Raw genomic sequence first — 25,141 nt, forward strand, 5'->3', positions numbered from 1 at the left:
CGGCCTGCGATGGACCCATGATCTATCTCGACAACAACGCAACGACCCCGCTGGCGCCCGAGGTGCGGGAGGCGATGCTGCCGCACCTGTTCGGAGAGTTCGGCAACCCCTCCAGCCCGCACGCAGCCGGCATGGCGGCCAAGCGGGCGGTGGGCGAGGCGCGCGCCCAGGTGGCGGCGCTGGTCGGCGCGAAGGCGGCGGACATCCTCTTCACCGCCAGCGCGACGGAGGCCAACCACACGGCCCTGCTCGGCACGCTGCGCGCCGTCGCGGCGGAGCGTCCGGAACGCCGCCACCTCGTCACCACGGCGATCGAGCATCCGTCGACCCTGATGCTGGCGGGGGATCTGGAACGGCAGGGCTGGCGGATCACCATCCTGCCGGTGGACGGCACCGGCACCATCGCGCTCTCCGACCTGCGCGACGCGGTGACGCCCGACACGGCTCTGGTCTCCGTGATGTGGGCCAACAACGAGACCGGGGCGATCCAGCCGGTCGGCGCCGCCGCCGACATCGCCCAGGCGCGCGGCGCCCTGTTCCACACCGACGCGGTGCAGGCCGCCGGCCGGCTGTCCATCAAGGTCGACGCGGTGAACGCCGACCTGCTGACCTTGTCCGCCCACAAGATGCACGGCCCGAAGGGCATCGGCGCCCTCTACATCCGCAAGGGCGTCCCCTTCGCCCCGCTGATCCACGGCCATCAGGAGCGCCACCGCCGCGGCGGGACCGAGAATGTGCCGGCCATCGTCGGCTTCGGCGCCGCCGCCGGCCGCGCCGCCGCCACGGTGGCTGAGGCCGGCGCCATGGCGATCCTGCGCGACCGGCTGGAGCGCGGCGTGCTCGCCGCCTGGCCGGGCAGCCGGATCAACGGCGAGGGGGCGGCCCGCCTGTCCAACACCAGCAACATCCGCTTCGCCGACCCGCAGGGCCGCCCGCTGGACGCGGAGGAGCTGCTGATGCGGCTCGACCGCGCCGGCATCGCCGTCTCGATGGGGGCGGCCTGCGCGTCCGGCGGCAACGAGCCGAGCCACGTCCTGACCGCCATGGGCCTGAGCCCGGCGGAGGCCGCGGCCAGCCTGCGCTTCTCCCTCAGCCGCTACAGCACGGCGGAAGAGGTGGAATCGGTCCTGAACGAGTTTCCCGCGCTCTACGCGCGGATCGCGGCCTGACCAAACGACAGTTAAAAACACGACGACTGGAGAGTGACATGAAGGTGATGGTGCGCAAGGCCGGTGAGCAGTACACGATCTACGTCGCCAAGAAGGACCTGGAGGAGCCCATCACCGAGATGGAGAAGCCGGGCCTGTGGGGCGGCTGGGTCAAGGTCGCCAACGGCTGGACGCTCGACCTGCCGGAGATGCCGGCGGACACCCGCCTGCCCATCACCGTCGAAGCCAAGAAGCGCGGCGCGGAGTGACGGCCATGGCCCTGTCCCCGGAACGGATCGACGCCATCGCCGCCCTGGCCGGCAGCCTCTTCGCGGACGGCACCCGGCTCGACGCCGTGGTCCGTGCCGTGCGCGAGGCGCACCCGGACCTGTCCAACGTCACCGGGGCGCACGCCGCGGTGATGGCGGAGGACGCCTTCCGGGAGGAGCCCGGCTTCAACCTCTACCTCGTGGACGGCACCAACCATTGCTGGCTCATCACCAACAAGCCGGAGACGGCCACCGGCGTGGTGATCGCGCAACGGGACGAGGACGACTGAAGAAGGATCGCGGAATGACGATGCCCCCGGACAACTCAGCCGAAGACGACGCGGAGCTTGGCGACTACATCCCGCTGATTGACCCGGACATTTCGGAAGCGGAGGTGGCGGTCATCAGCCGCATCCTCACCTCCGGCAGCCTCGGCGACGGGCGGATGACGGAGGGGTTTGAGCAGGCCTTCGCCGCCTGGCTCGGCCGCGCCCACGCGGTCGCGGTGTCCAGCGGCACCATCGCCACGCTGATGGTGCTCAAGGCCTACGGCATCGGGCCGGGGGACGAGGTGCTCTGCTCCCCCTTCGGCTGGCATCAGGTGCAGCACGCCATCGCGCTGGCCGGGGCGGAGCCGGTCTTCGTCGACATCGACTACTGGCAGCACACCATCAACCCGGCCAAGGCCGAGGCGCAGATCACGCCGCGCACCAAGGCCATCCTCGCCGGCAACGTCAACGGCCACCCCGCCCACTGGGACGAGCTGCGCGCGCTCGCCACCGACAAGGGCCTGATCCTGATCGAGGATTCGACCGAGGCGATCGGGTCCTCCTACAAGGGGAAACTGGTCGGCAGCTTCGGCGACTGCGCGGTCTTCGACTTTTCCGAACCCGGCGTGCTGGTGACCGGCGAAGGCGGGATGATCGTCACCGACGACCGCAACCTCGCCCATCAGCTCCGCTACCTGCGCCGCCGCGAGATGGAGCACCGCAACACGGTAGTCATCACACGCACCATCCCCTTCCAGGCGGGCATGAGCAACCTGACCGCCGCGCTGGGCCTCGTCCAGCTGAAGCGCCTGCCGGAGATCCTGGCGAAGCGCCGGGAGGTGGTCGCCCACTACGAAGCGGCCATGGCCAGTTTCGAGGGCATCAAGCCGCCCTACAAGGGGCCGGGCGCCGACGACGTGCACCCGATGGTCTACGCCGTGCATCTCGGCACCCGCTTCACCGCGTCGGGGCGCAAGGCGGTTCTGGAGGATTTGTCCACCCACGACGTCGAGGCGTCCGACTACGGGCAGGCGCTCTACACCCAGCAATATTACCAGGAGCGCGGCGCCAGCCGGGCCGACTGCCCGGTCTGCCAGAAAACGGTGGACCGCGTGCTGGCCCTGCCGCTGCACCACAAGGTCACCGCCGACGAGGTGCAGTTCATCGTGGACACGCTGAAGGACGCCACCGTCAACACAGGGGCGGGCGCGGCGATCTATTTGTGAAACGCGACCCCTTCCCAGCGCTTTTCCCCTCCCTCGCCCAGCGGGGGAGGGTCAGGGAGGGGGCAAACGCCAGCCGAACGGGGTTAAGCATGACCGACACCGCCGTCATCGACAGCACGGACACCGACACCGACACCATCATCGCGGAGATCGCCGCGGCGCTGAAGGCACGGGGCGTGGTGCCCTATCTCGGGCCGGGCGCCTTCGCGCTGCTGCCGGAGGCTGACTGCCCGATCCCGCGCACCTCGCTGGAACTGGCGCAGCGGCTGAACGCCAAGGTCGCCGCACCGGGCCGCATCCGCAGCCAGCTGACCGCGGTCGCCCAATTCATCGAATCGCGCCGCCACCGCAAGACGCTGGACGGCATCCTGAACGAGATCTTCAAGCGCGAGGTCCCGGCCACGCCGGTTCACGCGTGGCTGGCCACCCTGCCCGCACCGCCGATGATAGTCGATGTCTGGTACGACAACACGCTGGAAAGCCTGCTGACCGCCGACACGGGGCGGAGTTGGGGCCAGATACAGGGCCTGTCCCACCCGCAGGGCGTCGGCGAATGGGTGAAATACTACGCGCCCGGCGGCGTGGAGGTTGAAGCCGGCGCGGCGTCGGGCTGGGAGACCCTGCTCTACAAGCCGTCGGGCAGTGCCGCCCCGGCGGGGAACTACCTGATTTCCGACAGCGACTTTGTCGAGATCCTCACGGAGATCGACATCCAGACGCCGATCCCCGCCGTCGTGCAGGAGCGCCGGGCGGGCCGGAGCTTCCTCTATCTCGGCTGCCGCTTCGATCAGGAAATTCAGCGCACCTTCGCCCGCCAGATCGCCAAGCGCTCGTCGGACAAGCACTGGGCGGTGATCGAAGGCGAACTGTCGAAGAACGAGGCGCGCTTCCTGGAGCTGCAGAACATCACCCGCCTCGACCTGCCTCTGGACGAGGCCGTCCGGCGGATCAGCGGCGCAATGGGGACGTAAAACACTCCTCTCCCCAGAGGGGAGAGGGGACATTCTTGTGTCGCTTGTTCCTTTACGCCGCGACCGGAACCGCCAGGGCGTCGATCTCCTGCTGGGCAGCGGCCAGCGCCTTGGCGCGGGCGTCCGGACCCATGCCGACGCCCTCGGCGCGGATCACCGTCACGTCGGTGACGCCCAGGAAGCCCAGCACCGTGCGCAGGAAGGCCTCCTGATGGTCCAGCGCGCTCATCGCGGCGTTGGTCGAGTAGACGCCGCCGCGCGTCGAGGCGATGTAGACCTTCTTGCCGCCGGCCAGACCGACCGGGCCGGTCTCGGTGTAGCGGAAGGTGCGGCCGGCCTGGGCGATGCGGTCGATCCAGGCCTTGAGCTGGGTCGGGACCGTGAAGTTGTACATCGGGGCGCCGATCACCACGACGTCGGCGGCCAGGAACTCATCGACCAGCGCGTCGGTCAGGGCCAGCTCCTCCTGCTGGCGGGCGGTCAGGCCCTCCAGGTTGCGGAACTTCACAACCTGCATCAGCTCGCCGGTCAGGTGATCCGGCGGAGCGACGGTCAGGTCGCGGACGGACACCTCGGCGTCCGGCGTCGCTTGGCGCAGCGCCGCGACGATCGAGGCGGTGAGCTGGCGCGAAACGGAGGCGTCGCCCAGCGGGCTGGAGTCGATGCGAAGGATCTTCATGGTCACGTCTTCCTGTCCGGGAAGCGGGGCGCCAGTCCGGCACCGTCACCGCTTCGGTTTGTCTCGGGAGTGACCATAAGCCCGCTTACGCCAATCGATTGAGCCCCGATTTCGCCAATCTTCGTTGCATGGATTGGAACAATCCTCGGTCAGCGCACCCGATTGCCGCCCTTGAACACGACCATCTCGCCGCTCTTCATGACGGTCCAATTCTCGTCACGGGTCAGGGGGCGGGTGGCGACCACCGTCACCACGTCGTCGGGCGTCGTCTCCTTGGCGAAATCGACGCTCATGTCCTCGTCGATCAGCGTCGCCGGGCCGAAGGGAGCCTTGCGGGTGAGCCAGGCGAGGTTGGTCGCGCAATGGCACCACAGGTACCGCCCGTCGCTGAGCAGCATGTTGAAGACGCCCAGCGTGCCGAGGTCGGTGGCGAGGTCGCGGATCAACCGCATCAGGGCGCCGCTGCTCTTGGGCGGCTCCGGATACTGCATGCGGATCTGGTCGAGCAGCCAGCAGAAGGCGTGCTCGCTGTCCGTCGTCCCGACTGGTTCGTAGAAGGTCAGCGTCCGTTCCTTGATGCCCTTGAGCTGGCCGTTGTGGGCGAAGGTCCAGACGCGGCCCCACAGCTCCCGCGTGAAGGGGTGGGTGTTCTCCAGCGACACCCGGCCGCGGTTGGCGCGGCGGATGTGGGAGATCACCACGCAGGACTTGATCGAATAGCTGCTGACCAGCCGCGCGATCTCCGACTCGCAGCTCGGCGCCGGGTCGTGGAAGGTGCGGCAGCCCTTCCCTTCGTAAAAGGCGATTCCCCAGCCGTCGCGGTGCGGACCGGTCTGCCCGCCGCGGCGCATCAGGCCGCGAAAGCTGAAGCAGATGTCCGTGGGCACGTTGGCGCTCATGCCCAGGAGTTCGCACATGGATCGGCCCCCATCGCTGAAATGTCGGGTTTCAAACAGGACGGGGGCAAACCTACGACAGTCCGGGTTGTCCCGTCACCCCTTTGCGGGTGGTGGGCAGGGCGGCATCCCGGCGCGGGCGCAGCCTTCCAACTTGCCCTCGGGCGCTCCGGCGGCCAGCCCGATCCAGGCGTCCACCCGCTCCGCCTCGAATCCGCAATCACAGCGGTCGCCCACCTGCATCAGCGGACGGCGGATCAGCAGCGGCGTTTTCAGCATCAGCGCCAGGGCCGCGGCCTCGTCCAACGCGTCCGGATCGACCTCCCCGCTCTTCACCGCCGGGGCGGCGCGGTTGAACCACTCGGCCACCGGGCGGTCGCCGAAGAAGGGGCGCAGGCGGTCCGCCGTCCAGGGCTCGGACAGCAGGTCGCGGGCGTGGACGGTGTGCCCGGCCTCCGCCAGCAGGGCCTTCTGGCGGTTGTTGCCGGCGCAGCCGGGCTTTTCGAAGAAGATCACGTCGGCCATGGTCGCGGTCACCCCTGCTTGAGCGCCGGGGAGCGGGCGAGCAGCCCGTCCACCTGGGCGCAGATTTCGTCGTAGACTTTGCGGTCGAGCTTGCGCAGCCAGCGCGGCGGGATGGTCTCCACCCCGTAGGTGGCGCCGGCCAGCATGCCGGCGATGGCGCCGGTGGTGTCGGCGTCCCCGCCCTGGTTGACGGTCTCGACGACGCAGGATTCCACGGAGTCGGTCTGGAAATAATAATGCATGACCGTCTGCATCGTATCGACGATGTAGGCGGTGGCCAGGCCCCGGTAGGGCTGGAATTTGAACGGACGGTGCTTCGCGATGAGCTTGTTCGATTCGTCGCGCACGTCGCGCACGCTGCCGCCCAGCACCAGACGGCGCACCATGTGGCCGAGCGTCAGGGTCGCCGCGTCGGACATCGCGTTGCAATGGGTGATGTGCGCCTGTTCCACCGTCCAGCGCTCGAAGGCCGCGTCGTCGCCCAGCGTCGCCAGGGCGACCGGCAGGTTGCGCATCGCCGCCCCGTTGCCGGCGTGATACTCGCTCTCCGGCTCCGACAGGGTGCCGTGCATGATGAAGCGGCGGATGCCGCGCCGTGTCGTGTCCCCGACATCGACGGGAACGCCCTTCAGCCAGACGGCGAACTCCTCCGCCGCGCGGCGGGCGTCCCACTCCGGGGCGGCCAGGATGGCGCGGCCGAGATGGATCGACATCTCGGTGTCGTCGGTCACCTGCCCGGCGGGCAGCTTCAGCCAGCCGCCGCCCTTGATGTGCTTGTGCACGCCGTATTGGTGGGCAATCTCGCCCTTTGTCAGAAACTCGACGGTGGCGCCCAGCGCGTCGCCGCAGGCCAGCCCGAGATAGGCGCCCAGCGCGCGTGAGCGGATGGAATGGTCAGTCATGGGCCGGATCTGTCCCGTGATCGGTTGTCAGAGAAGCGACACCCCCACCCTGTAGTCCCCGCCGACGACCAGATACTCGCCCTCTCCCTTGAAGGGGTAACGGGGCAGGATGTCGCGGAAGAAGACCACCTTGGTGAGCGGCACCCAGGTTTCGAGGATGTAGTCCCCGAACTGGCCGGCGATGTCGCGCTCGATGGAAAAGGAGCTGAGGTTGTTGAGGCGCAGGACCGCCGTGCGCTTGTCGGGGCGCGCGACGATGTGGTGCTCCTCGAAATCGTTGACGCCGCGGTAGAGCCGGATGTGGCTGGCGCGGGACGGCATCGGCGCGTCCGGCCAGCCGCGGCGCATCCACCACTGGCAATATTCGTACAGCAGGTCGAGCTGCAGGTTGATGTTGTTGTTGTGGAAGCGGGTGGCGACCTTCTCCTCGCCGTAGGTCCGCCACGCGTCGGAGGCGAAGCGCAGGATCGGCTCCTTGTGATAGGTGGGCAGCAGACCGAAGCGGCTCTCCACCCAGCCTTTCAGCACAGCCCCCTCGGCGTTGTTGCTGTCGAACAGCCACCCCTTCAGCAGGCGCAGGTAGCTGGCGCGGTAGCGCCGCCGTCCGTCCGTGCCCTCGGCGCCGGAAAAGTCCGGGTTCAGCCCGAAGGTGAAGGCCATGTAGTGCTGGAAGATGTCGGCGGCGATCAGGCTGTTCGGGCTCTCGTCGAGCGCCTCGAACAGCACGGCGTGTTCGCTGCGCGTGCCGCCGATGCGCAGGCGCCGCGGCTCGTCGTTGAAGGACTCCGCGCACAGCGCTTCCGCCGTCACGTTCAGCAAGTTGGTGCGATGCGCCTTCAGCGCCAGCGGCGAATCCGGATCGATCAGCCGCCCCCGCGCATCCCGCAACCCACCGCTCGCCGAACCGTCCGCCATCGCACTCTCAAATCCACAATTCTTTCATGGATACCGCGAACCGGCGCGTCCGCCAAGGGTCCGCGTCACCGCAGGGCGACGTCGCGCAGCCCGCAATACATTTCGAATTCGAAAACAATTCAATTAAACAGCCGAAACAACTTTTGGCTTACTCCAAATATCTTAAAAATATCCGTTTGAACGGATGATGAGACGACACCATAGTTCTTCGGACAGGATTCAGTGCACCGCAAGACGAGGCAAGGCCATGTGGCCGATGAAGCGTAAGGAACAGGAGACGCGCAACCGGGCGGCACAGCCCCCGCGCGTTCTTCTTCCTTCCGTCGTCTCGGAAAAGATGCCGATGCGCTCGGGACGGGCGCCGGTTCCGCTGCGCGGCGCCAGGGAAGCCCGCGACGCCGTGACGCTCACCCGGCTGCTGCGCGGCACCATCACCCCGCTGCGCGGCGATGAGGTGCTGGCCCTGCTGGAGCCCCACCGCCCGCGTCTGGTGCCGAAACCGGTCAACCCGCTGGCCGCCATGCTCGGCCAACCGCAGGGTCGCCTGCTGGAGGCGCTGCTGCGCCCCACCGCGCCGATCATCCTGGACGTCCTGCTGCCCCGCCTGCGCGACCATCTGATCGACCGCGTCGTCCACAACAAGGGCACCGCCGAGGATGGGCTGCCCGGCGCGCTGGAGGTGGCCACCGCCCTGCGCGCCCTGGTCGCCCTGCTGCGCGGCGCCGGGCGCGGCGCGGTGCTGTCGGTGGTGTCGGCCATCGAGGCGGACGCCCGCGCCGACGCCGACCGGCTGGTCCGCGGCGAAGCGCCCGTCGCAACCGCGGAAGACGATCCGGCCGGCGTCGCGGGGGGCGCCACCGCCGGCGCCATGGACAGCCTCGCCCACGCCCTGCTGCGCTTCGAGGCGCGGCGGCTGATGCTGGAGACGCTGGGCGCCACCGTCGCGCTGCGCGACGTCGTCTATCAGTCGCGCCGTCTCACCCGCCACGCCCTGCGCCGGGCGGCGGAGGCCATGGACGGCTTCGGCGCCGACCGCGGCATCAAGGCGCTGCACGCCAGCCTCGCCACGCTGGCCTCGGTGGACGGGCTGCTCGTCGTCGCGATGCGGAACCTCGACGACCAGGAAGAGCACCGCGAGGAGGCCAACGCCTTCGTCGAGCCCGCCGACCGCAAGGCGATGAACGACTGCCTGTCGGCGGCGTGGCGGCTTTCCGACACACTGTTCGATCTTGTCGGAAAGGCGGCCAACGGCGGCGACCTCGACGAGCTGCTGTTCGAGGCGCTGCTGCGCCAGCTCCGTTCCCTGCACCAGTTCTGCACGGATCTCGACCATGCCGGACGTCCGGCGGTGCTCGACACGCTGGAGCGCCGTCTGGCCGAACGCAGCCGCGCGCTGGCCGGCATCGCCGGGGAGCGTCTCGTCGGCATCCTGCTGGCCCGCCCCGCCGACCCGGCCAAGGCGCGCCGTCTGCTCGCCCGCGGCCAGTCGCTGGCCCAGCTTCTCTATGACATGGGCCAGGACGGCGACGAGTTGGAGGCGCTGGCCCTGCGCCTCGTCGTCGCCCGCGACGCGCTGAACCACGCCGCCACCTGAGCCGCGAAGGCGCCGTTCAGGCGACATCCACCCATCTCATCCTTTTCATTGCGAGAGACCCGACAAAATGTCGGGCTTTGTCGGGTATGTCACAGGCCCGACAAAGCGGACCGCGCTCGTCCGCAATCTAATTTTTTGTTCATTTTCAATGACTTAAAAATTTTCCGCAAACTGGCACGAGGGATGCAGAGAAGGGGTCGAAGCGGCCGCCGGGCAGGCCGCCCCGGAATTGAAGACACCCTGTAGACCCAAGCAAAGGAGTAACCTCCCATGTCTTTGCGCCAGATTGCGTTCTACGGTAAGGGCGGTATCGGCAAGTCCACCACCTCCCAGAACACCCTGGCCGCGCTGGTCGAGCTGGATCAGAAGATCCTGATCGTCGGCTGCGATCCGAAGGCCGACTCGACCCGCCTGATCCTGCACGCCAAGGCGCAGGACACCGTGCTGCACCTCGCCGCCGAAGCCGGCTCGGTCGAGGATCTGGAGCTCGAGGACGTTCTCAAGATCGGTTACAAGGGCATCAAGTGCGTCGAGTCCGGCGGTCCGGAGCCGGGGGTCGGCTGCGCCGGCCGCGGCGTGATCACCTCGATCAACTTCCTGGAAGAGAACGGCGCCTACGACGACGTCGACTACGTCTCCTACGACGTGCTGGGCGACGTGGTGTGCGGCGGCTTCGCCATGCCGATCCGCGAGAACAAGGCCCAGGAAATCTACATCGTGATGTCCGGTGAGATGATGGCGCTCTACGCCGCCAACAACATCGCCAAGGGCATCCTGAAGTACGCCCACAGCGGCGGCGTGCGCCTCGGCGGCCTGATCTGCAACGAGCGCCAGACCGACAAGGAAATCGACCTCGCCTCGGCCCTGGCCGCCCGCCTCGGCACCCAGCTCATCCACTTCGTGCCGCGCGACAACATCGTGCAGCACGCCGAGCTGCGCCGCATGACCGTGATCGAGTACGCGCCGGACAGCCAGCAGGCCCAGGAATACCGCCAGCTCGCCAACAAGGTCCACGCGAACAAGGGCAAGGGCACCATCCCGACCCCGATCACGATGGAAGAGCTGGAAGAGATGCTGATGGACTTCGGCATCATGAAGTCGGAGGAGCAGCAGCTCGCCGAGCTCCAGGCCAAGGAAGCCGCCAAGGCCTGACACCTGGATCCCTGACGGGACACAGGTCTGAACTGGCCCCCTCCCCAGCCCACCCCGCCTTTGTGCGCGGGGTGGGAGAGAGGGGGCTCGGTCCCGCGCTGAAGTGGCGCGGACAATGAGAGCATGCAGGAGACTGGCACCATGAGCCTGTCCGTGAACGAAGGCGTCGACGTCAAGGGTCTCGTCGACAAGGTTCTCGAAGCGTATCCCGAGAAGTCCCGCAAGCGCCGCGCCAAGCACCTGAACGTGCTGGAGGCCGAGGCCAAGGACTGCGGCGTCAAGTCGAACATCAAGTCGATCCCCGGTGTGATGACCATCCGTGGTTGCGCCTACGCCGGTTCCAAGGGCGTGGTGTGGGGTCCGATCAAGGACATGATCCACATCTCCCACGGCCCGGTCGGCTGCGGCTACTACTCCTGGTCCGGCCGCCGCAACTACTATGTCGGCGACACCGGCGTGGACAGCTGGGGCACGATGCACTTCACCTCCGACTTCCAGGAGAAGGACATCGTCTTCGGCGGCGACAAGAAGCTGCACAAGGTGATCGAGGAGATCAACGAGCTGTTCCCGCTCGTCAACGGCATCTCCATCCAGTCCGAGTGCCCGATCGGCCTGATCGGCGACGACATCGAGGCGGTCGCCCGCGCCAAGTCCGAGGAGCTGGGCAAGCCGGTCGTTCCGGTCCGTTGCGAAGGCTTCCGCGGCGTCTCCCAGTCGCTGGGCCACCACATCGCCAACGACGTCATCCGCGACTGGATCTTCGAGAAGACCGAGCCGAAGGAAGGCTTCGTCTCCACCCCGTACGACGTCACCATCATCGGTGACTACAACATCGGTGGTGACGCCTGGGCCAGCCGCATCCTGCTGGAGGAGATCGGCCTGCGCGTGATCGCCCAGTGGTCGGGTGACGGCACGCTCGCCGAGCTGGAGAACACGCCGAAGGCGAAGGTGAACCTCATCCACTGCTACCGCTCGATGAACTACATCGCGCGCCACATGGAAGAGAAGTTCGGTATTCCGTGGATGGAGTACAACTTCTTCGGCCCGTCGCAGATCGCCGAGTCCCTGCGCAAGATCGCCGCTCTCTTCGATGACACCATCAAGGAGAACGCGGAGAAGGTCATCGCCAAGTACCAGCCGATGGTCGACGCCGTCATCGCCAAGTTCAAGCCGCGCCTCGAAGGCAAGAAGGTGATGATCTACGTCGGCGGCCTGCGTCCGCGCCACGTGGTCGACGCCTACCATGACCTGGGCATGGAGATCGTCGGCACGGGTTACGAGTTCGCCCACAACGACGACTATCAGCGCACCCAGCACTACGTGAAGGAAGGCACGCTGATCTACGACGACGTCACCGCCTTCGAACTGGAGAAGTTCGTCGAGGTGATGCGTCCGGACCTCGTCGCCTCGGGCATCAAGGAAAAGTACGTCTTCCAGAAGATGGGCCTGCCCTTCCGCCAGATGCACTCCTGGGATTACTCGGGTCCGTATCACGGCTACGACGGCTTCGCGATCTTCGCCCGCGACATGGATCTGGCCATCAACAACCCCGTCTGGGGCATCATGAAGGCTCCGTTCTAAAGCGGCCTCTGGAAGATAGGAGTAATGAGCATGTCCCACCCCGTTTCCCAGAGCGCCGACAAGGTCATCGACCACTTCACGCTCTTCCGTCAGCCCGAATACAAGGAGCTGTTCGAGCGCAAGAAGACGGAGTTCGAGTACGGCCACTCCGACGAAGAGGTCGCCCGGGTTTCCGCGTGGACCAAGACGGAAGAGTACAAGGAAAAGAACTTCGCCCGTGAGGCGGTCGTCATCAACCCGACGAAAGCCTGCCAGCCGATTGGCGCGATGTTCGCGGCCCAGGGCTTCGAGGGCACCCTGCCCTTCGTCCATGGTTCGCAGGGCTGTGTCGCCTACTACCGCACGCACCTCACCCGCCACTTCAAGGAGCCGAACTCCGCGGTCTCCTCGTCGATGACGGAAGACGCGGCGGTGTTCGGCGGCCTGAACAACATGATCGACGGCCTGGCCAACGCCTACGCGCTGTACAAGCCGAAGATGATCGCCGTGCTGACCACCTGCATGGCCGAAGTCATCGGCGACGACCTCTCCGGCTTCATCAACAACGCGAAGAACAAGGAAAGCGTCCCGGCGGATTTCCCGGTTCCCTTCGCCCACACCCCGGCCTTCGTCGGCAGCCACATCGTTGGCTACGACAACATGATCAAGGGCGTTCTGACCCACTTCTGGGGCACGTCGGAGAACTTCGACACCCCGAAGAACGAGAAGATCAACCTGATCCCGGGCTTTGACGGCTTCGCGGTCGGCAACAACCGCGAGCTGAAGCGCATCGCCGGCCTGTTCGGCATCGACCTGACGATCCTGTCGGACGTGTCGGACAACTTCGACACCCCGGCCGACGGCGAGTACCGCATGTATGACGGCGGCACCCCGCTGGAGGCCACGAAGGAGGCCGTGCACGCCAAGGCCACCATCTCCATGCAGGAATACTGCACCCCGCAGTCCCTGCAGTTCATCAAGGAGAAGGGCCAGCAGGTCGCCAAGTACAACTACCCGATGGGCGTCACCGGCACCGACGAGCTTCTGCTGAAGCTGGCCGAGCTGTCCGGCAAGCCGGTCCCGGCGGAGCTGAAGCTGGAGCGCGGCCGTCTCGTCGACGCCATCGCCGACAGCCACACCCACCTGCACGGCAAGCGCTTCGCCGTGTACGGCGACCCGGACTTCTGCCTGGGCATGTCGAAGTTCCTGATGGAGCTGGGCGCCGAGCCGGTGCACATCCTGTCCACTTCCGGCTCGAAGAAGTGGGAGAAGCAGGTTCAGAAGGTGCTCGACGCCTCGCCGTTCGGCAAGTCCGGCAAGGCCTACGGCGGCAAGGACCTCTGGCACCTGCGCTCGCTGCTGTTCACCGACAAGGTCGACTACATCATCGGCAACAGCTACGGCAAGTATCTGGAGCGCGACACCAAGATCCCGCTCATCCGCCTGACCTACCCGATCTTCGACCGCCACCACCATCACCGTTACCCGACCTGGGGCTACCAGGGCGCTCTGAACGTGCTGGTGCGCATCCTGGATCGGATCTTCGAGGATATGGACGCCAACACGAACATCGTCGGCGAGACCGACTACTCGTTCGATCTGGTGCGCTGACCTCCCCCGGCCGGCGCGGGGTCTCCATCCCCCCGCCCGGCCGCTTCCCCGGAGAGCCGGAGTCCACCCACGAGGTGGGCTCCGGCTTTTCCTTTTCCGGCCCAGCGGCCCGCCCTTAAACGCAGACAACTTTTATCCGCGTTTTTCGGCTTGCGCCCGATAACGCGGACTGATATGGTCTGTGTTGTCGAGACCGTTGGACGGGCCGCGCCATGGCACAACTCACCGCAAGCGTCGAGTACGGCATCCACTGGCTGGTCGCCGCCGGCGACACGCCGTTGAGCAGCCGGGATCTGGCGGAGTTGCAGGGAATCTCCCCCTCTTTCCTCGCCAAGATCTTTCCGAAGCTGGAGAAGGCGGGGATCGTCACGGCCAGCGAAGGGGTGCGCGGCGGTTACCGCCTCGCCAAGGCGCGGGAAGACATCAACTTCCTCGTCATCGTCGACGCCATCGAGGGCGAGAAGCCGCTGTTCGAGTGCCAGGAGATCCGCGGCCGCTGCGCGATCTTCGACGACAGACCGCCGGATTGGGCGACCTCCGGCGTCTGCGCAATCCACGCCGTGATGCTGAAGGCCGAGAAGGCGATGCGCGACACGCTGGCCAAGGAGACGCTGGCCAGCGTCGGCGAGACCTTCGGGCGCAAGGCCCCGCCGGAGTTCCAAGGCGACGTCCAGACCTGGATCGACGCGCGCCTCGGCACCCGCGCCGCATCACGGACACGGCATACACCGTAGCTGGCCACCGTAGCCGGCCCGACCACCACGCCTCACCCGATGCCCTGAAACACCTCCCGGACCTCCGCCGGACGGACGGGATGGCTGCCGCGCGCCAGAACGCTCCCTCCTGTCCGGCTTTCAGAGGGACACAGAGTAATGACCCAACAAATCGTCATCGCCGGTTCCGGTTTCGCCGGATTGTGGGCCGCCCTGTCCGCCGCCCGCGCCGTGGCGCTGGCCGGCCGCGACGGCGACGTCGCGATCACCGTCGTCTCGCCGGCCCCTCAGCTCCACATCCGCCCCCGCCTCTACGAAGCGGTGCTGGAAGGCATGGCGCCGGACCTCGCCGCGCTGTTCGAAGCGGTGGGCGTCCGTCACGTTCCCGGCGTCGTGACAACGATCCACGCCGGCCGCCGCGCGGTGGACGTCGCTGGCACCGACGGCGCCCGGTTCACCCTGCCCTACAACCGCTTCGTGCTGGCCGCCGGCAGCCGCCTGTTCACCCCGCCCATTCCCGGCCTCGCCGAGCACGCCTTCAACGTCGACCAACTCGACAGCGCACACGCCCTCGATGCCCATCTGAAGGCCCTGGCCGCCCAGCCGGAGACGGCGGCGCGCAACACCGTGGTGGTGGCCGGCGGCGGCTTCACCGGCATCGAGACGGCGGCGGAGATGCCGGACCGGCTGCGCGCCATCCTGGGCGCGGACGCCAAGGTCCGCGTCGTGGTGGTTGAACAGGCGCCGGCCATCGGCCCCGACCTCGGCCCGGTGCCGCGCCCCGTCATCGAGCAGGCGCTGGCCGAATGCGGCGTGGAGATCGTCGCCGGCACGGCGGTCGCCGCCATCGACGCCGACGGCGTGACCACCGCCACCGGCGAGCGCATCGCCGCCGCCACCGTCGTCTGGACGGCCGGCGCCCGCGCCAACCCGCTGGCCGCGCAGATCAGCGACGGGCATGACCGGTTCGGCCGCGTTCCCGCCGATCCGTTCCTGCGGGCGGTCGGCAACGACGGGATCTTCGTCACCGGGGACGTGGCGCGGGCCGCCACCGACGACCTTGGCAACGTCGCCGCGATGTCCTGCCAGCACGCCTTGAGCCTGGGCCGCGTCGCCGGCCACAACGCCGCGGCGGAACTGGTCGGCCTGCCCACCCACCCCTACAGCCAACCCAAATACGTGACCTGCCTCGACCTCGGCCCGTGGGGGGGCGCTCTTCACCGAAGGCTGGGACCGGCAGGTCCGGCTGACCCGCGACGAGGGCAAGGCGGTGAAGCGCGAGATCAACACCAAATGGATCTACCCGCCCCAGCCGGACCGCGAAGCGGTCTTCGCCGTCGCCAACCCCGACTATGTGATCGTTCCCTGACGATGGCCCTGCGGAGCCGCGCTCCCCGCCATCGCAGGAACGCAGCTCCGCACGTGCATTACTTCCGGTGGAATGGCCACGCATCGAGGGCCAGACAACTCTCCACCCCCGTCCCCCTTCACAGCTTTCCATGGAGAAACGATCGGAATATCGGACCGTCTCCACCAGCGCGCAGGAAGTCGCGTCCCTTAACGGTTGAGCAACGCAACCGCCTTGATCTTCAAGCCAAGAGCGCGCACCACCGAGAAAATATCCACAACATCAACAAAAAATTGTGTCCGATTACCTGTCGGGAAAAGGCGCATCTTAACGAATACAGTCACTTCTGAAACGACACGGCACTCTACAGCGCAGCATAAATGCCAATTAATTGTTTTTATATAAATTGCCGATAACCTCAAATCCAGCATTCCCTTTTTGCGCCATAAGGACAATCAACATGCCCTTTAAAACCTTTCTAAGGTCGGCCGACACGGAAGCGACGGAAATAACTAGTGCATTAGATAAATCTAATGGCGTGATCACATTTGACACATTTGGCAACATATTGTCGGCAAATGATCAATTTCTCCGATGCATGGGATACAGCCTTGAGGAGATCAAAGGGAAGCATCACCGGATATTCGTCGACCCGAACCTTCATGACAGCCTGGATTACAAGAATTTCTGGGAGTGTCTGCGTCGCGGTGAGTTCCAGTCCTCCCTCTACAAACGCATCGGCAAGGGCGGGCGGGAAGTCTGGATCGAAGCCTCCTACAACCCGATCAAGAACCGCCAGGGCGTTACCCACAAGGTGGTCAAGGTCTGCACCGACGTCACCGAACGCCATCTGGAACACATTGATCTGCGCGGCAAGGCGGAGGCCATCTCCAAGTCCCAGGCGGTGATTGAATTCACCCCCGACGGCACCGTCATCACCGCCAACGAGAATTTCCTGTCCCTGCTCGGCTACACGCTGCGAGAGATCGAAGGGCGCCATCACAGCACCTTCGTCGATCCGGCGGAGCACGGTAGCGCGGACTACCGGGCCTTCTGGGAGAGCCTGCGGCAGGGCCGTTTCCAGGCCGCCCAGTACAAGCGGATCGGCAAGGGCGGCCGCGTGGTGTGGATTCAGGCTTCCTACAACCCGGTGTTCGACACCAGCAACCGGCTGTCCAAGATCGTCAAGTTCGCCACCGACATCACCCAGCAGGTCGAACTTCTGGACCAGTTGAAGTCCCTGATCGACAATAACTTCACCGAGATCGATACCGCGCTCTCCGCCGCCGGCCGGCAGGCCGAGGACGCCGCCCGGCGGTCGGGCGCGACCCAGGGCACCGTCCAGACCGTCGCCGCCAGCGCCGAGGAACTCGCCGCGTCGGCCCGGGAGATCGCCGACAGCATGATCCGCTCCCGTCAGGCGGCGAGCACGGCGATGGACGAGACGGGGAACGCCGACCGGGCGGCGGCGCGGCTGACGGAGGTCGCCAAGGCGATGGGCGGCATCGTCGATCTGATCAGCTCGATCGCCAGCCAGATCAACCTGCTGGCGCTCAACGCCACCATCGAGGCGGCGCGGGCTGGCGAGGCCGGGCGTGGCTTCGCGGTCGTCGCCAACGAGGTCAAGAATCTTGCCAACCAGTCGGCCAACGCGACCGCCCAGATCTCCAAGGAGATCGAAGGCATGCAGGCCGTCTCGTCCGACGTGGTCGCGTCGCTGGGCAACATCCGTCAGGCCACCAGCAACCTGATGGAATTCGTCACCGTCTCCGCCGGGGCGGTGGAGGAGCAGAGCGCGGTGACCGGCGACATGTCCACCAACATGCAGAACGCGTCGGCCTCGGTCAGCGCCGTCGACCACAACATCGGCGCCATCAACTCCGCGATCACCCAGATCGCCTCGGCGGTCTCGGAGACCAAGGAAGCCGCCAAGGTGCTGGCCCGTTGAAGGCACGCGCCATGCGCGGCCGGCCATCGCCCCGGGCTGTGCGATACCCGACAAAGTCCGCGATTGTCGGGTATCGCACACGAGGCCACTCACACTAAATTATTGAATATAAACAATTCGCCGTCTGGCACACCTCCTGCATATGACTGATCCACAGGCGCCGATGTCGGCCAATGGCGGGAGAAGGTCATGCTCCAGGAAAAGCTCCAGGACGTCTTCAACGAGCCGGGTTGCTCCACCAACCAAGCCAAGTCGGAGAAGGAGCGGAAGAAGGGTTGCTCCAAGGCTCTGAAGCCGGGAGCCGCCGCCGGAGGCTGCGCCTATGACGGCGCGATGATCGCGCTCCAGCCGATCGCTGACGCCGCCCACCTTGTGCACGGGCCGATCGCCTGCCTCGGCAATTCCTGGGACAATCGCGGCACCAAATCGTCGGGCTCGCAGCTCTACCGCACCGGCTTCACCACGGACATGTCGGAACTCGACATCATCCACGGCGGCGAGAAGAAGCTCTACAAGGCGATCAAGGAGATCGTGCAGCAGTACGATCCGCCGGCGGTCTTCGTCTACCAGACCTGCGTTCCCGCCATGATCGGCGATGACATCGAGGCGGTCTGCAAGTTCGCAGCAAAGAAGCTGGGCAAACCGGTGATCCCGGTGATGGCGCCGGGCTTCGTCGGGTCGAAGAACCTGGGCAACAAGCTGGCCGGCGAGACTCTGCTCGACCACGTCATCGGCACCGTGGAGCCGGAGGTCACGACCCCGACCGACATCTGCATCGTCGGCGAATACAATCTGGCCGGTGAGCTGTGGCTGGTGAAGCCGCTGCTCGACGAGATCGGCATCCGCATCCTGTCCTGCATCTCCGGCGACGGGCGCTACAACGAGGTGGCGCAGGCCCACCGGGCGCGGCTGACCATGGTGGTCTGCTCGCAGGCGCTGGTGAATGTCGGGCGCAAGATGCAGGAGCGCTGGGGCATCCCCTATTTCGAAGGCTCCTTCTACGGCGTGTCGGACATGTCGGACACGCTGCGCACCATGGCCCGCATGCTGGTGGAGCGCGGCGCCGACAAGGCCATCATCGACCGCACCGAGGGTGTCATCGCCCGCGAGGAAAGCCGCGTCTGGCGGCGCCTGGAGCCTTACAAACCGCGCTTCGACGGCAAGCGCGTCCTGCTGTTCACCGGCGGCGTGAAGAGCTGGTCGATGGTCACCGCGCTGGAAGGCGCCGGGCTGACCATCGTCGGCACCTCCACCAAGAAGTCCACCAAGGAGGACAAGGAGCGCATCAAGAAGATGAAGGGGGAGGAGTTCCACCAGTGGGACGACCTGAAGCCCCGCGACATCTACCGGATGCTGCGCGACAGCGAGGCCGACATCATGATGTCCGGCGGCCGGTCGCAGTTCATCGCGCTGAAGGCCAAGGTGCCGTGGCTCGACCTGAACCAGGAACGCCACACCCCCTACGCGGGCTATGACGGCATCGTCAACCTGTGTGAGGAAATCGACAAGACCCTGTCCAACCCGATCTGGCGGCAAGTGCGTCTGGCCGCTCCCTGGGATGCCAGACCGGATGCCAAGCCGGTGGGAGCGTAACCGCCATGGGCAACATCCAGCGCTTCCCCCACTCCGCCAAGGCGGCCTCCACCAACCCGCTGAAGATGAGCCAGCCGCTGGGCGCGGCGCTCGCCTTCCTCGGCGTGGACCGCTGCATGCCGCTGTTCCACGGCAGCCAGGGCTGCACCGCCTTCGGGCTGGTCCTGCTGGTCCGCCATTTCCGCGAGGCCATCCCGCTCCAGACCACGGCGATGGACCAGGTCTCCACCATCCTCGGCGGCTACGAGAATCTGGAGCAGGCCGTCCGCACCATCCACGAGCGCAACGCGCCCGCCCTGATCGGCGTCGCCACCACCGGCGTGACCGAGACCAAGGGCGAGGACATGGCCGGGCAGTATTCGCTGTTCCGCCAGCGCAACCCCGCCCTGGCCGGCCTGAAGCTGGTCTTCGCCAACACCCCGGATTTCTCCGGCGGCTTTGAGGACGGCTTCTCCGCCGCGGTGACCGGCATCGTCGAGGAGGTGGTCCAGCCGTCCGACAAGACGGTGAAGGGCCAGATCAATGTGCTGGCCGGCTGCCACCTGTCGCCGGGCGACGTGGAGGAACTGCGCGACATCATCGAGAGCTTCGGCCTGTCGCCGATCTTCCTGCCCGACCTGTCGCTGTCCATGTCGGGCCGCCAGCCGGACGACTTCACGGCGACCTCGCTGGGCGGCGTGACGGTGGAGCAGATTGCCGCCATGGGCGCGTCGGAGGCCACGCTGGTGATCGGCGAGCATATGCGCGTCGCCGCCGCGGCGCTGGAGCTGAAGACCGACGTGCGCAGCCTCTTCTTCGACCGGCTGACCGGGCTGGAGGCGTCGGACCGCCTCGTCCGCACCCTGTCGGAGCTGTCGGGCCGCCCGGTTCCGGCGAAGCTGCGCCGCCAGCGCGAGACGCTGGTCGACGGCATGCTGGACGGGCATTTCTTCTACAGCCGCAAGCGGATCGCCGTGGCGCTGGAACCGGACCTGCTCTACGCCGTCACCAGCTTCCTGGCGGACATGGGGGCGGAGGTGATCGCCGCCGTCTCCCCCACCCAGACCGCCGTCCTGGAGAAGCTGAAGGCCGCGACGGTGATGGTCGGCGACCATTCCGACGTGGAGACGCTGGCCCGCGACGCCGACCTGATCGTGTCGAACTCGCACGGGCGGCAGGGGGCCGCACGGATCGGCGTGCCGCTGCACCGCATGGGGCTTCCCATGTTCGACCGGCTGGGCGCCGGGCTGAAGGTCCATGTCGGCTACCGCGGCACGCGCGAGCTTCTGTTCGAGATCGGCAACCTGTTCCTGTCCCGCGAGATGGACCACGACGAGCACGGCCATGCTCACGGTCATCGTCATGGGGACGGGCATGAACACGGCCAGCACTGCGGGAGCGGATCATGCGGATGCAGCGCCGGCTGAGTGTGGTGGGCCAGGCCGAGGAGGGCCGGCCCCGCAAAGGAGGTTCCATGAAGGTCGCTTTCTGCACCCAGGACATGCAGCACGTCGATGCGCATTTCGGGTGGGCCAAGAACATCGTGGTCTACGAGGTGGACAAGGCCGGCTACACGATGGTCGAGACCTGCCAGTTCGGCGGTTCGATGTTCGAGGACGGCAACGAGGACAAGCTGATCCCGAAGCTCGACGCGCTGGCCGACTGCGCCATCGTCTACCTGTCGGCCATCGGCGCCTCCGCCGCCGCCCGCGTGGTGGCGAAGAAGATCCACCCCGTGAAGGTGGAGGCCACGGAGACCATCACCGCGCTGCTCGACCGTCTGGTCGAAACCATCAACGGCAACCCGCCGCCCTGGCTGCGCAAGGCCCTGAACGCCGGCCAGCCGCAGGAGCTGGCCTTCGACGAGGAGGATTGAGAGCATGACCGACACCACCGTGGCCGCCGGGAGCGATCTCGCCGAGGCCTTCCTGAAGACCCTGGTCATGCTGTTCCGCGCCGAAGACAGCTATGGCGCCTGGGAAGGCAAGAGCGACGAGACGATCCTCGCCCCCTTCATCCTCGACAAGGAGGCCCGCGCCGCCATTCCGATCATGGGCGACCCGGACCCCGACACGCTGTGGCGGCTGGAGCTGTTCTACAAGGCCGTCGGCATCACGGTCGAGAAGCAGACCGGCCACATCGCCTCACCCATCATGAAGATGAGCCACGAGGGCTTCGGCCGCATGGTGCTGACCACCGGCCGGCTGGTCGTGGTGTCGAAGCATCTGCGCGACGTCCACCGCTTCGGCTTCCCGTCGCTGGAGAAGCTGGCCGCCGACGGCGCCAAGATCGTCGAGGAGGCCGTGGCGCTGATCCGCAAATATCCCGACGTCGCCGATCTGTGAGGATTCCACCATGTCCGACATCGACGCCCTGAAGGACGAGGTCAAGAAGCTCAACGCCCGCGCGACCCAGAAGAAGATGGACCTGCACGACCTGTCGGAGGAGCTGCCGCAGAACTGGCAGTCGATCCTCCAGGTCGCCCAGGAGACCTACGACGCCTACAAGACCCTGACCGAGAAGCGCGCCGAGCTGAAGGCGCTGGAGAAGGCGTCCGCCTGAGCGGCCTTGCCCCCTCCCCGGCCCTCCCCCGCTTCGCAGGGGAGGGAGATGTTCGCAAAGCGGCGGCAGTCCCCTCCCCTGCGAAGCGGGGGAGGGTTTAGGGAGGGGGCAACGGCAGCGCCGCGCACCCCCCATCAAACAACCCCCACACCAAGCCCGATTGAGGAGCAGACGATGGCTGAGTTCGTGACCGGCACCACCCGCGGCGGCGCCGCCTGGACGCCGAAATTCGTGGAAAGCGTCGACCAAAAGATGTGCATCGGCTGCGGCCGCTGCTTCAAGGTCTGCGGCCGCGACGTGCTGGAGCTGATCGGCATCACCGAGGACGGCGACATCGTCGACGCCTTCGACGACGAGGCCGAGAAGAAGGTCATGAGCGTCAAGAACGCCGGCAACTGCATCGGCTGCGAGAGCTGCGGCAAGGTCTGCTCCAAGAACTGCATCACCCACTTGCCCCAGGCGGCCTGACGGCCGCCGAGTTGGTCTGAGACGGCCTGACGGCCGCCCGCACCCGGAGGAGGACGCCATGGGCATCCTGCACGCCGCCCCGCCGGGGGTGGGCGACACCACGCGGCTGTACCGTTGGCTGACCGACCGCCAGGGACGCTGCAACGTCTTCGACGCGCATCTGTTCGCCTGCATCCTGTCCCGCCGCTGGTCGGCGGGTCCGGGCGCGTTGGGTCTCGACGACCGGGCGCTCGGCCAGCTTCTCGACCGCTATTTCCCCGGCGCCTTCGCGGCCGGCTTGCCGGTTCCCGACAGCTCGCCCACCCCCTTGCCGCCGCTTCTCCGGAGCGAGGCGGACGACATCGCCGCCCTCCTGCTCGCCCACCGCTCGCTGGGCATCGAGGAGGAGGAATGGCTCGCCGCCATCGTGGCACGGGCCATGCTGGACGAGGGCGAGCTGTGGCGGGATCTCGGGCTGGCCGGCCCGAGCCACCTCGCGGCGCTGATGGAGCGCCATTTCGACTCGCTGGCCCTGCTGAACGCCACCGGCACCCGCTGGAAGGCTTTTCTCTACCGCTTCCTCTGCGCGCGGGACGGGCTGATCCCCTGCGGCGCCCCGGTCTGCCGCGATTGCGGCGCGGAGGCCGTGTGCTTCGGGTCGGGTGACTGACGGAGCCAAACCGTCAATCACCCCTCTTCCCAAGTCATTCCTCCCCCAGGCCCTTCGCGAGCGCGGCGATGACGCCATAGCCCACCTGATCCTGCGGGTCGATCTCCGCCAGCTTGGTGAGGATCGCCCTCGCCTCCTCCACCCGCCCGCTGCGCAGGCTGATGAAGCCCAGCGCCTTCAGGGTGAAGAGGGTGAAGCGCGGCGGCCCTTCCTTCGCCCAATCGGTGCTGTCCGCGCGCAGGCTCCGCCAGTCGCCGGCATAGCCGCCCTCGCGCGCCGCCGCGTCCAGCCCGATCGTCGCCACCCGCTCCGCGTCCGCGAAGCGCTTGCGGTTGAAGTAGAATTTGTAGAGCGCGTAGAAGACCGGCAGGACGCGCGGCCCCATCCGGTGGGCCTCCCACAGCAGGGCCTCGCAGGCCGCGGCGTCGGGGCGGGCCTTCACCGCCTCCTGCAGCTTCTCGTCGATGTGCTCGGGCACCTCGCCGAAGGCCATGCGCCCGTTGGACATCCGCAGTTCGACCGGACGCTCCATCGCCCGTCCCCTTCCGTTGTTTCGCGAAACCGTGCGCCCGACCGACAATTCTGTATGGACCGCATGCGGGCTTCACAAAAGCCCCTAATAAAATTATGCGTCCTTTCGTCGCAGGATGTCGCAAAGCCGACATGGTCCCGACCCGACAATTGTCGGGAAAACACCAGCCCCCCGACCTGACAATCCATCAAAATCAATGACTTAAAATTTGGCACGCCGCTTGCTGATCCTATGACCAGGAACGGTCGGCATGCCCGACGGAGCATTTGGAGGCGGCAGACATGGTGACCCTGACGGATGCGGCGGTGAACACCCTGGAACGCGTGCTGGCGAAGTCCGGCGGCGCCGCGGCCGGCCTGCGCATCGCGGTGGCCGACGGCGGCTGCGCCGGCATGAAGTACCAGATGGGGCTGGAGGCCACGGCGGGCGACGAAGACGCCGTGCTGACCTTCGGCCTGGTGACGATCTTCGTCGACCCGACCAGCCAGCCCTTCCTGACCGGCGTGGTGGTCGACTTCGTCGAAGGGGTCGAGGGCGCGGGCTTCAAGTTCGACAACCCGAACGCGACGGGCAGCTGCGGCTGCGGCAAGTCCTTCTCGGCGGGTCCGGGAGGCAGCTGCTCCTCCACGCCGTCGGCCGGCGGCTGCGGCACCGCCCACTAACCCCGAACACTCTCCCCCCACCCGATAACGTCGGGAAAGGCAAGGCGTCATGTGGAACTACACCGACAAGGTCAAGGAACACTTCTTCAACCCGAAGAACGCCGGCGCGCTGGATGAGGCGAACGCCGTGGGCGAGGTCGGGTCGATCACCTGCGGCGATGCCCTGAAGCTGATGATGAAGGTCAACCCCGACAACCAGGTCATCGAGGACGCGAAGTTCCAGACCTTCGGCTGCGGCTCGGCCATCGCGTCCTCGTCGGCGCTGACGGAGATGATCATCGGCAAGACGGTGGACGAGGCGCTGGCCGTCACCAACCGCGACATCGCCGAGTATCTGGGCGGCCTGCCGCCGGAGAAGATGCACTGTTCGGTCATGGGCGCCGAGGCGCTCCGCGCCGCCATCGCCAACTTCAAGGGCGAGGAGTGGGTCGACGACCACGAGGAAGGCGAGCTGGTCTGCAAGTGCTTCGGCATCGACGCGGCGATGATCGAGCGCGCGGTGACCGTCAACAGCCTGACCACGCTGGAGGAGGTCACCCACTACACCAAGGCCGGCGGCTCCTGCCAGACCTGCCACGAGAAGATCGAGGAGGTGCTGGAGGCCGTGCTCGCCAAGACCGGCGCGCTGGCCCCGCCCAAGCCCCACGCCCCCGGCACGGTCGGGCTGGACGCCATCAAGCCGCTAGCCCCGAAGGCCGAGGCCGCCCCGGCGAAGCTGACCAACGTGCAGCGCATGCAGAAAATCATGTTCGCCATCGAGGAGCTGCGCCCGCAGATCCAGCGCGACGGCGGCGACGTGGAGCTGGTGGACATCGACGGCAAGGACATCTACGTCCGGCTGACCGGCGCCTGCTCCGGCTGTTCGCAGTCCGCCGGCACCATGATGGGCGTGCAGGCCAAGCTGGTCGAGGCGCTGGGCGAGTTTGTCCGCGTCAAGCCCGCCTCCCTCCTGCCGGTGGGGGCCTGAGCC

Annotated in this window: 27 protein-coding genes; 21 read left to right on the forward strand and 6 right to left on the reverse strand. The window is 66.9% G+C overall.

Annotated elements, in window-relative coordinates; translation table 11 throughout:
• The first annotated feature begins 17 nt into the window (after positions 1–17).
• The 5 genes from H1Q64_RS00935 (at position 18) to H1Q64_RS00955 (ending at position 3,883) form a co-directional block, all read left to right on the forward strand.
• Positions 18–1,169, forward strand: coding sequence for a cysteine desulfurase family protein (locus H1Q64_RS00935; protein WP_237904016.1), 1,152 nt, complete (start codon positions 18–20; stop codon positions 1,167–1,169).
• A gap of 38 nt (positions 1,170–1,207) precedes the next feature.
• On the forward strand, positions 1,208–1,417 hold the full coding sequence (nifT, locus tag H1Q64_RS00940) for a putative nitrogen fixation protein NifT (protein ID WP_035672252.1): 210 nt from the start codon (positions 1,208–1,210) through the stop codon (positions 1,415–1,417).
• A gap of 5 nt (positions 1,418–1,422) precedes the next feature.
• On the forward strand, positions 1,423–1,707 hold the full coding sequence (locus H1Q64_RS00945; RefSeq protein WP_237904017.1) for a hypothetical protein: 285 nt from the start codon (positions 1,423–1,425) through the stop codon (positions 1,705–1,707).
• 14 nt (positions 1,708–1,721) lie between these two features.
• Complete coding sequence (locus tag H1Q64_RS00950) at positions 1,722–2,912, forward strand: DegT/DnrJ/EryC1/StrS family aminotransferase (RefSeq protein WP_237904018.1); 1,191 nt, start codon at positions 1,722–1,724, stop codon at positions 2,910–2,912.
• 89 nt (positions 2,913–3,001) lie between these two features.
• Entirely contained in the window at positions 3,002–3,883 is an 882-nt protein-coding gene (locus H1Q64_RS00955; protein WP_237904019.1) for an SIR2 family protein, read from the forward strand.
• A gap of 52 nt (positions 3,884–3,935) precedes the next feature.
• Here H1Q64_RS00955 and H1Q64_RS00960 read toward each other — a convergent pair whose 3' ends face one another.
• From H1Q64_RS00960 to H1Q64_RS00980, 5 genes are all read right to left on the reverse strand, one after another.
• Positions 3,936–4,562 carry an FMN-dependent NADH-azoreductase gene (locus H1Q64_RS00960; protein ID WP_237904020.1) on the reverse strand — a complete coding sequence of 209 codons (627 nt, stop codon included), beginning with the start codon at positions 4,560–4,562 and terminating at the stop codon, positions 3,936–3,938.
• 149 nt (positions 4,563–4,711) lie between these two features.
• Positions 4,712–5,479: a class II glutamine amidotransferase gene (locus H1Q64_RS00965; protein ID WP_237904021.1), complete on the reverse strand. Its 768-nt coding sequence runs from the start codon at positions 5,477–5,479 to the stop codon at positions 4,712–4,714.
• Between the two features lie 75 nt (positions 5,480–5,554).
• On the reverse strand, positions 5,555–5,983 hold the full coding sequence (locus tag H1Q64_RS00970; RefSeq protein WP_237904022.1) for an ArsC/Spx/MgsR family protein: 429 nt from the start codon (positions 5,981–5,983) through the stop codon (positions 5,555–5,557).
• An 8-nt stretch (positions 5,984–5,991) separates the two neighbouring features.
• Positions 5,992–6,885, reverse strand: coding sequence for an ADP-ribosyl-[dinitrogen reductase] hydrolase (gene draG, locus H1Q64_RS00975; protein ID WP_237904023.1), 894 nt, complete (start codon positions 6,883–6,885; stop codon positions 5,992–5,994).
• 27 nt (positions 6,886–6,912) lie between these two features.
• A complete protein-coding gene (locus tag H1Q64_RS00980; RefSeq protein WP_114860853.1) occupies positions 6,913–7,800 on the reverse strand; it encodes an NAD(+)--dinitrogen-reductase ADP-D-ribosyltransferase in 888 nt (295 codons plus the stop codon).
• Positions 7,801–8,056: 256 nt separating this feature from the next.
• On the opposite strand from H1Q64_RS00980, the gene H1Q64_RS00985 reads away from it, so the two are divergent.
• The 14 genes from H1Q64_RS00985 (at position 8,057) to H1Q64_RS01050 (ending at position 22,977) form a co-directional block, all read left to right on the forward strand.
• Positions 8,057–9,394, forward strand: a complete 1,338-nt coding sequence (locus tag H1Q64_RS00985) for a hypothetical protein (RefSeq protein ID WP_237904024.1) — start codon at positions 8,057–8,059, stop codon at positions 9,392–9,394.
• A 270-nt stretch (positions 9,395–9,664) separates the two neighbouring features.
• Positions 9,665–10,546, forward strand: a complete 882-nt coding sequence (nifH, locus tag H1Q64_RS00990) for a nitrogenase iron protein (RefSeq protein ID WP_014239786.1) — start codon at positions 9,665–9,667, stop codon at positions 10,544–10,546.
• Between the two features lie 141 nt (positions 10,547–10,687).
• Entirely contained in the window at positions 10,688–12,127 is a 1,440-nt protein-coding gene (gene nifD, locus H1Q64_RS00995) for a nitrogenase molybdenum-iron protein alpha chain (RefSeq protein WP_014239785.1), read from the forward strand.
• 30 nt (positions 12,128–12,157) lie between these two features.
• A complete protein-coding gene (gene nifK, locus H1Q64_RS01000) occupies positions 12,158–13,717 on the forward strand; it encodes a nitrogenase molybdenum-iron protein subunit beta (RefSeq protein WP_014239784.1) in 1,560 nt (519 codons plus the stop codon).
• A 212-nt stretch (positions 13,718–13,929) separates the two neighbouring features.
• Positions 13,930–14,451, forward strand: coding sequence for an RrF2 family transcriptional regulator (locus H1Q64_RS01005; protein ID WP_237904025.1), 522 nt, complete (start codon positions 13,930–13,932; stop codon positions 14,449–14,451).
• A 138-nt stretch (positions 14,452–14,589) separates the two neighbouring features.
• The gene (locus tag H1Q64_RS01010) at positions 14,590–16,128 is read left to right on the forward strand and encodes an NAD(P)/FAD-dependent oxidoreductase (RefSeq protein ID WP_237904026.1); all 1,539 of its coding nucleotides are present in this window, start codon (positions 14,590–14,592) and stop codon (positions 16,126–16,128) included.
• 110 nt (positions 16,129–16,238) lie between these two features.
• Entirely contained in the window at positions 16,239–17,726 is a 1,488-nt protein-coding gene (locus tag H1Q64_RS01015) for a methyl-accepting chemotaxis protein (protein ID WP_237904027.1), read from the forward strand.
• A 189-nt stretch (positions 17,727–17,915) separates the two neighbouring features.
• Positions 17,916–19,319 (forward strand): nitrogenase iron-molybdenum cofactor biosynthesis protein NifE, encoded by a 1,404-nt coding sequence (nifE, locus tag H1Q64_RS01020; protein WP_237904028.1) that lies wholly within the window; start codon positions 17,916–17,918, stop codon positions 19,317–19,319.
• Positions 19,320–19,324: 5 nt separating this feature from the next.
• The gene (gene nifN, locus H1Q64_RS01025; protein WP_237904029.1) at positions 19,325–20,725 is read left to right on the forward strand and encodes a nitrogenase iron-molybdenum cofactor biosynthesis protein NifN; all 1,401 of its coding nucleotides are present in this window, start codon (positions 19,325–19,327) and stop codon (positions 20,723–20,725) included.
• A 47-nt stretch (positions 20,726–20,772) separates the two neighbouring features.
• Positions 20,773–21,174: a nitrogen fixation protein NifX gene (gene nifX, locus H1Q64_RS01030; protein WP_035672311.1), complete on the forward strand. Its 402-nt coding sequence runs from the start codon at positions 20,773–20,775 to the stop codon at positions 21,172–21,174.
• Between the two features lie 4 nt (positions 21,175–21,178).
• Positions 21,179–21,643: a NifX-associated nitrogen fixation protein gene (locus H1Q64_RS01035; protein ID WP_114860858.1), complete on the forward strand. Its 465-nt coding sequence runs from the start codon at positions 21,179–21,181 to the stop codon at positions 21,641–21,643.
• 10 nt (positions 21,644–21,653) lie between these two features.
• Positions 21,654–21,860, forward strand: coding sequence for a CCE_0567 family metalloprotein (locus tag H1Q64_RS01040; protein ID WP_094305893.1), 207 nt, complete (start codon positions 21,654–21,656; stop codon positions 21,858–21,860).
• A gap of 174 nt (positions 21,861–22,034) precedes the next feature.
• A complete protein-coding gene (gene fdxB, locus H1Q64_RS01045; RefSeq protein ID WP_094305894.1) occupies positions 22,035–22,328 on the forward strand; it encodes a ferredoxin III, nif-specific in 294 nt (97 codons plus the stop codon).
• A gap of 58 nt (positions 22,329–22,386) precedes the next feature.
• Positions 22,387–22,977 (forward strand): nitrogen fixation protein NifQ, encoded by a 591-nt coding sequence (locus tag H1Q64_RS01050; RefSeq protein ID WP_237904030.1) that lies wholly within the window; start codon positions 22,387–22,389, stop codon positions 22,975–22,977.
• A gap of 34 nt (positions 22,978–23,011) precedes the next feature.
• On the opposite strand, the gene H1Q64_RS01055 is transcribed toward H1Q64_RS01050, so the two are convergent.
• Complete coding sequence (locus tag H1Q64_RS01055) at positions 23,012–23,509, reverse strand: hypothetical protein (protein WP_237904031.1); 498 nt, start codon at positions 23,507–23,509, stop codon at positions 23,012–23,014.
• Between the two features lie 281 nt (positions 23,510–23,790).
• Here H1Q64_RS01055 and H1Q64_RS01060 point away from each other — a divergent pair, with 281 nt between their 5' ends.
• Together H1Q64_RS01060 and nifU are read left to right on the forward strand one after the other, a co-directional pair.
• Positions 23,791–24,171: a HesB/IscA family protein gene (locus H1Q64_RS01060; protein ID WP_237904032.1), complete on the forward strand. Its 381-nt coding sequence runs from the start codon at positions 23,791–23,793 to the stop codon at positions 24,169–24,171.
• 49 nt (positions 24,172–24,220) lie between these two features.
• On the forward strand, positions 24,221–25,138 hold the full coding sequence (gene nifU, locus H1Q64_RS01065) for a Fe-S cluster assembly protein NifU (protein ID WP_237904033.1): 918 nt from the start codon (positions 24,221–24,223) through the stop codon (positions 25,136–25,138).
• Positions 25,139–25,141 lie beyond the last annotated feature (3 nt).

Source organism: Azospirillum brasilense (assembly GCF_022023855.1).
Lineage (GTDB): Bacteria > Pseudomonadota > Alphaproteobacteria > Azospirillales > Azospirillaceae > Azospirillum > Azospirillum brasilense_F.

Excerpts from the sequence above, each read along its gene's own strand:
- H1Q64_RS00935 (WP_237904016.1), top strand. The coding sequence starts at position 18 with ATGATCTATCTCGACAACAACGCAACGACCCCGCTGGCGCCCGAGGTG.
- nifT (WP_035672252.1), top strand. The coding sequence starts at position 1,208 with ATGAAGGTGATGGTGCGCAAGGCCGGTGAGCAGTACACGATCTACGTC.
- H1Q64_RS00945 (WP_237904017.1), top strand. The coding sequence starts at position 1,423 with ATGGCCCTGTCCCCGGAACGGATCGACGCCATCGCCGCCCTGGCCGGC.
- H1Q64_RS00950 (WP_237904018.1), top strand. The coding sequence starts at position 1,722 with ATGACGATGCCCCCGGACAACTCAGCCGAAGACGACGCGGAGCTTGGC.
- H1Q64_RS00955 (WP_237904019.1), top strand. The coding sequence starts at position 3,002 with ATGACCGACACCGCCGTCATCGACAGCACGGACACCGACACCGACACC.
- H1Q64_RS00960 (WP_237904020.1), bottom strand. The coding sequence starts at position 4,562 with ATGAAGATCCTTCGCATCGACTCCAGCCCGCTGGGCGACGCCTCCGTT.
- H1Q64_RS00965 (WP_237904021.1), bottom strand. The coding sequence starts at position 5,479 with ATGTGCGAACTCCTGGGCATGAGCGCCAACGTGCCCACGGACATCTGC.
- H1Q64_RS00970 (WP_237904022.1), bottom strand. The coding sequence starts at position 5,983 with ATGGCCGACGTGATCTTCTTCGAAAAGCCCGGCTGCGCCGGCAACAAC.
- draG (WP_237904023.1), bottom strand. The coding sequence starts at position 6,885 with ATGACTGACCATTCCATCCGCTCACGCGCGCTGGGCGCCTATCTCGGG.
- H1Q64_RS00980 (WP_114860853.1), bottom strand. The coding sequence starts at position 7,800 with ATGGCGGACGGTTCGGCGAGCGGTGGGTTGCGGGATGCGCGGGGGCGG.
- H1Q64_RS00985 (WP_237904024.1), top strand. The coding sequence starts at position 8,057 with ATGAAGCGTAAGGAACAGGAGACGCGCAACCGGGCGGCACAGCCCCCG.
- nifH (WP_014239786.1), top strand. The coding sequence starts at position 9,665 with ATGTCTTTGCGCCAGATTGCGTTCTACGGTAAGGGCGGTATCGGCAAG.
- nifD (WP_014239785.1), top strand. The coding sequence starts at position 10,688 with ATGAGCCTGTCCGTGAACGAAGGCGTCGACGTCAAGGGTCTCGTCGAC.
- nifK (WP_014239784.1), top strand. The coding sequence starts at position 12,158 with ATGTCCCACCCCGTTTCCCAGAGCGCCGACAAGGTCATCGACCACTTC.
- H1Q64_RS01005 (WP_237904025.1), top strand. The coding sequence starts at position 13,930 with ATGGCACAACTCACCGCAAGCGTCGAGTACGGCATCCACTGGCTGGTC.
- H1Q64_RS01010 (WP_237904026.1), top strand. The coding sequence starts at position 14,590 with ATGACCCAACAAATCGTCATCGCCGGTTCCGGTTTCGCCGGATTGTGG.
- H1Q64_RS01015 (WP_237904027.1), top strand. The coding sequence starts at position 16,239 with ATGCCCTTTAAAACCTTTCTAAGGTCGGCCGACACGGAAGCGACGGAA.
- nifE (WP_237904028.1), top strand. The coding sequence starts at position 17,916 with ATGCTCCAGGAAAAGCTCCAGGACGTCTTCAACGAGCCGGGTTGCTCC.
- nifN (WP_237904029.1), top strand. The coding sequence starts at position 19,325 with ATGGGCAACATCCAGCGCTTCCCCCACTCCGCCAAGGCGGCCTCCACC.
- nifX (WP_035672311.1), top strand. The coding sequence starts at position 20,773 with ATGAAGGTCGCTTTCTGCACCCAGGACATGCAGCACGTCGATGCGCAT.
- H1Q64_RS01035 (WP_114860858.1), top strand. The coding sequence starts at position 21,179 with ATGACCGACACCACCGTGGCCGCCGGGAGCGATCTCGCCGAGGCCTTC.
- H1Q64_RS01040 (WP_094305893.1), top strand. The coding sequence starts at position 21,654 with ATGTCCGACATCGACGCCCTGAAGGACGAGGTCAAGAAGCTCAACGCC.
- fdxB (WP_094305894.1), top strand. The coding sequence starts at position 22,035 with ATGGCTGAGTTCGTGACCGGCACCACCCGCGGCGGCGCCGCCTGGACG.
- H1Q64_RS01050 (WP_237904030.1), top strand. The coding sequence starts at position 22,387 with ATGGGCATCCTGCACGCCGCCCCGCCGGGGGTGGGCGACACCACGCGG.
- H1Q64_RS01055 (WP_237904031.1), bottom strand. The coding sequence starts at position 23,509 with ATGGAGCGTCCGGTCGAACTGCGGATGTCCAACGGGCGCATGGCCTTC.
- H1Q64_RS01060 (WP_237904032.1), top strand. The coding sequence starts at position 23,791 with ATGGTGACCCTGACGGATGCGGCGGTGAACACCCTGGAACGCGTGCTG.
- nifU (WP_237904033.1), top strand. The coding sequence starts at position 24,221 with ATGTGGAACTACACCGACAAGGTCAAGGAACACTTCTTCAACCCGAAG.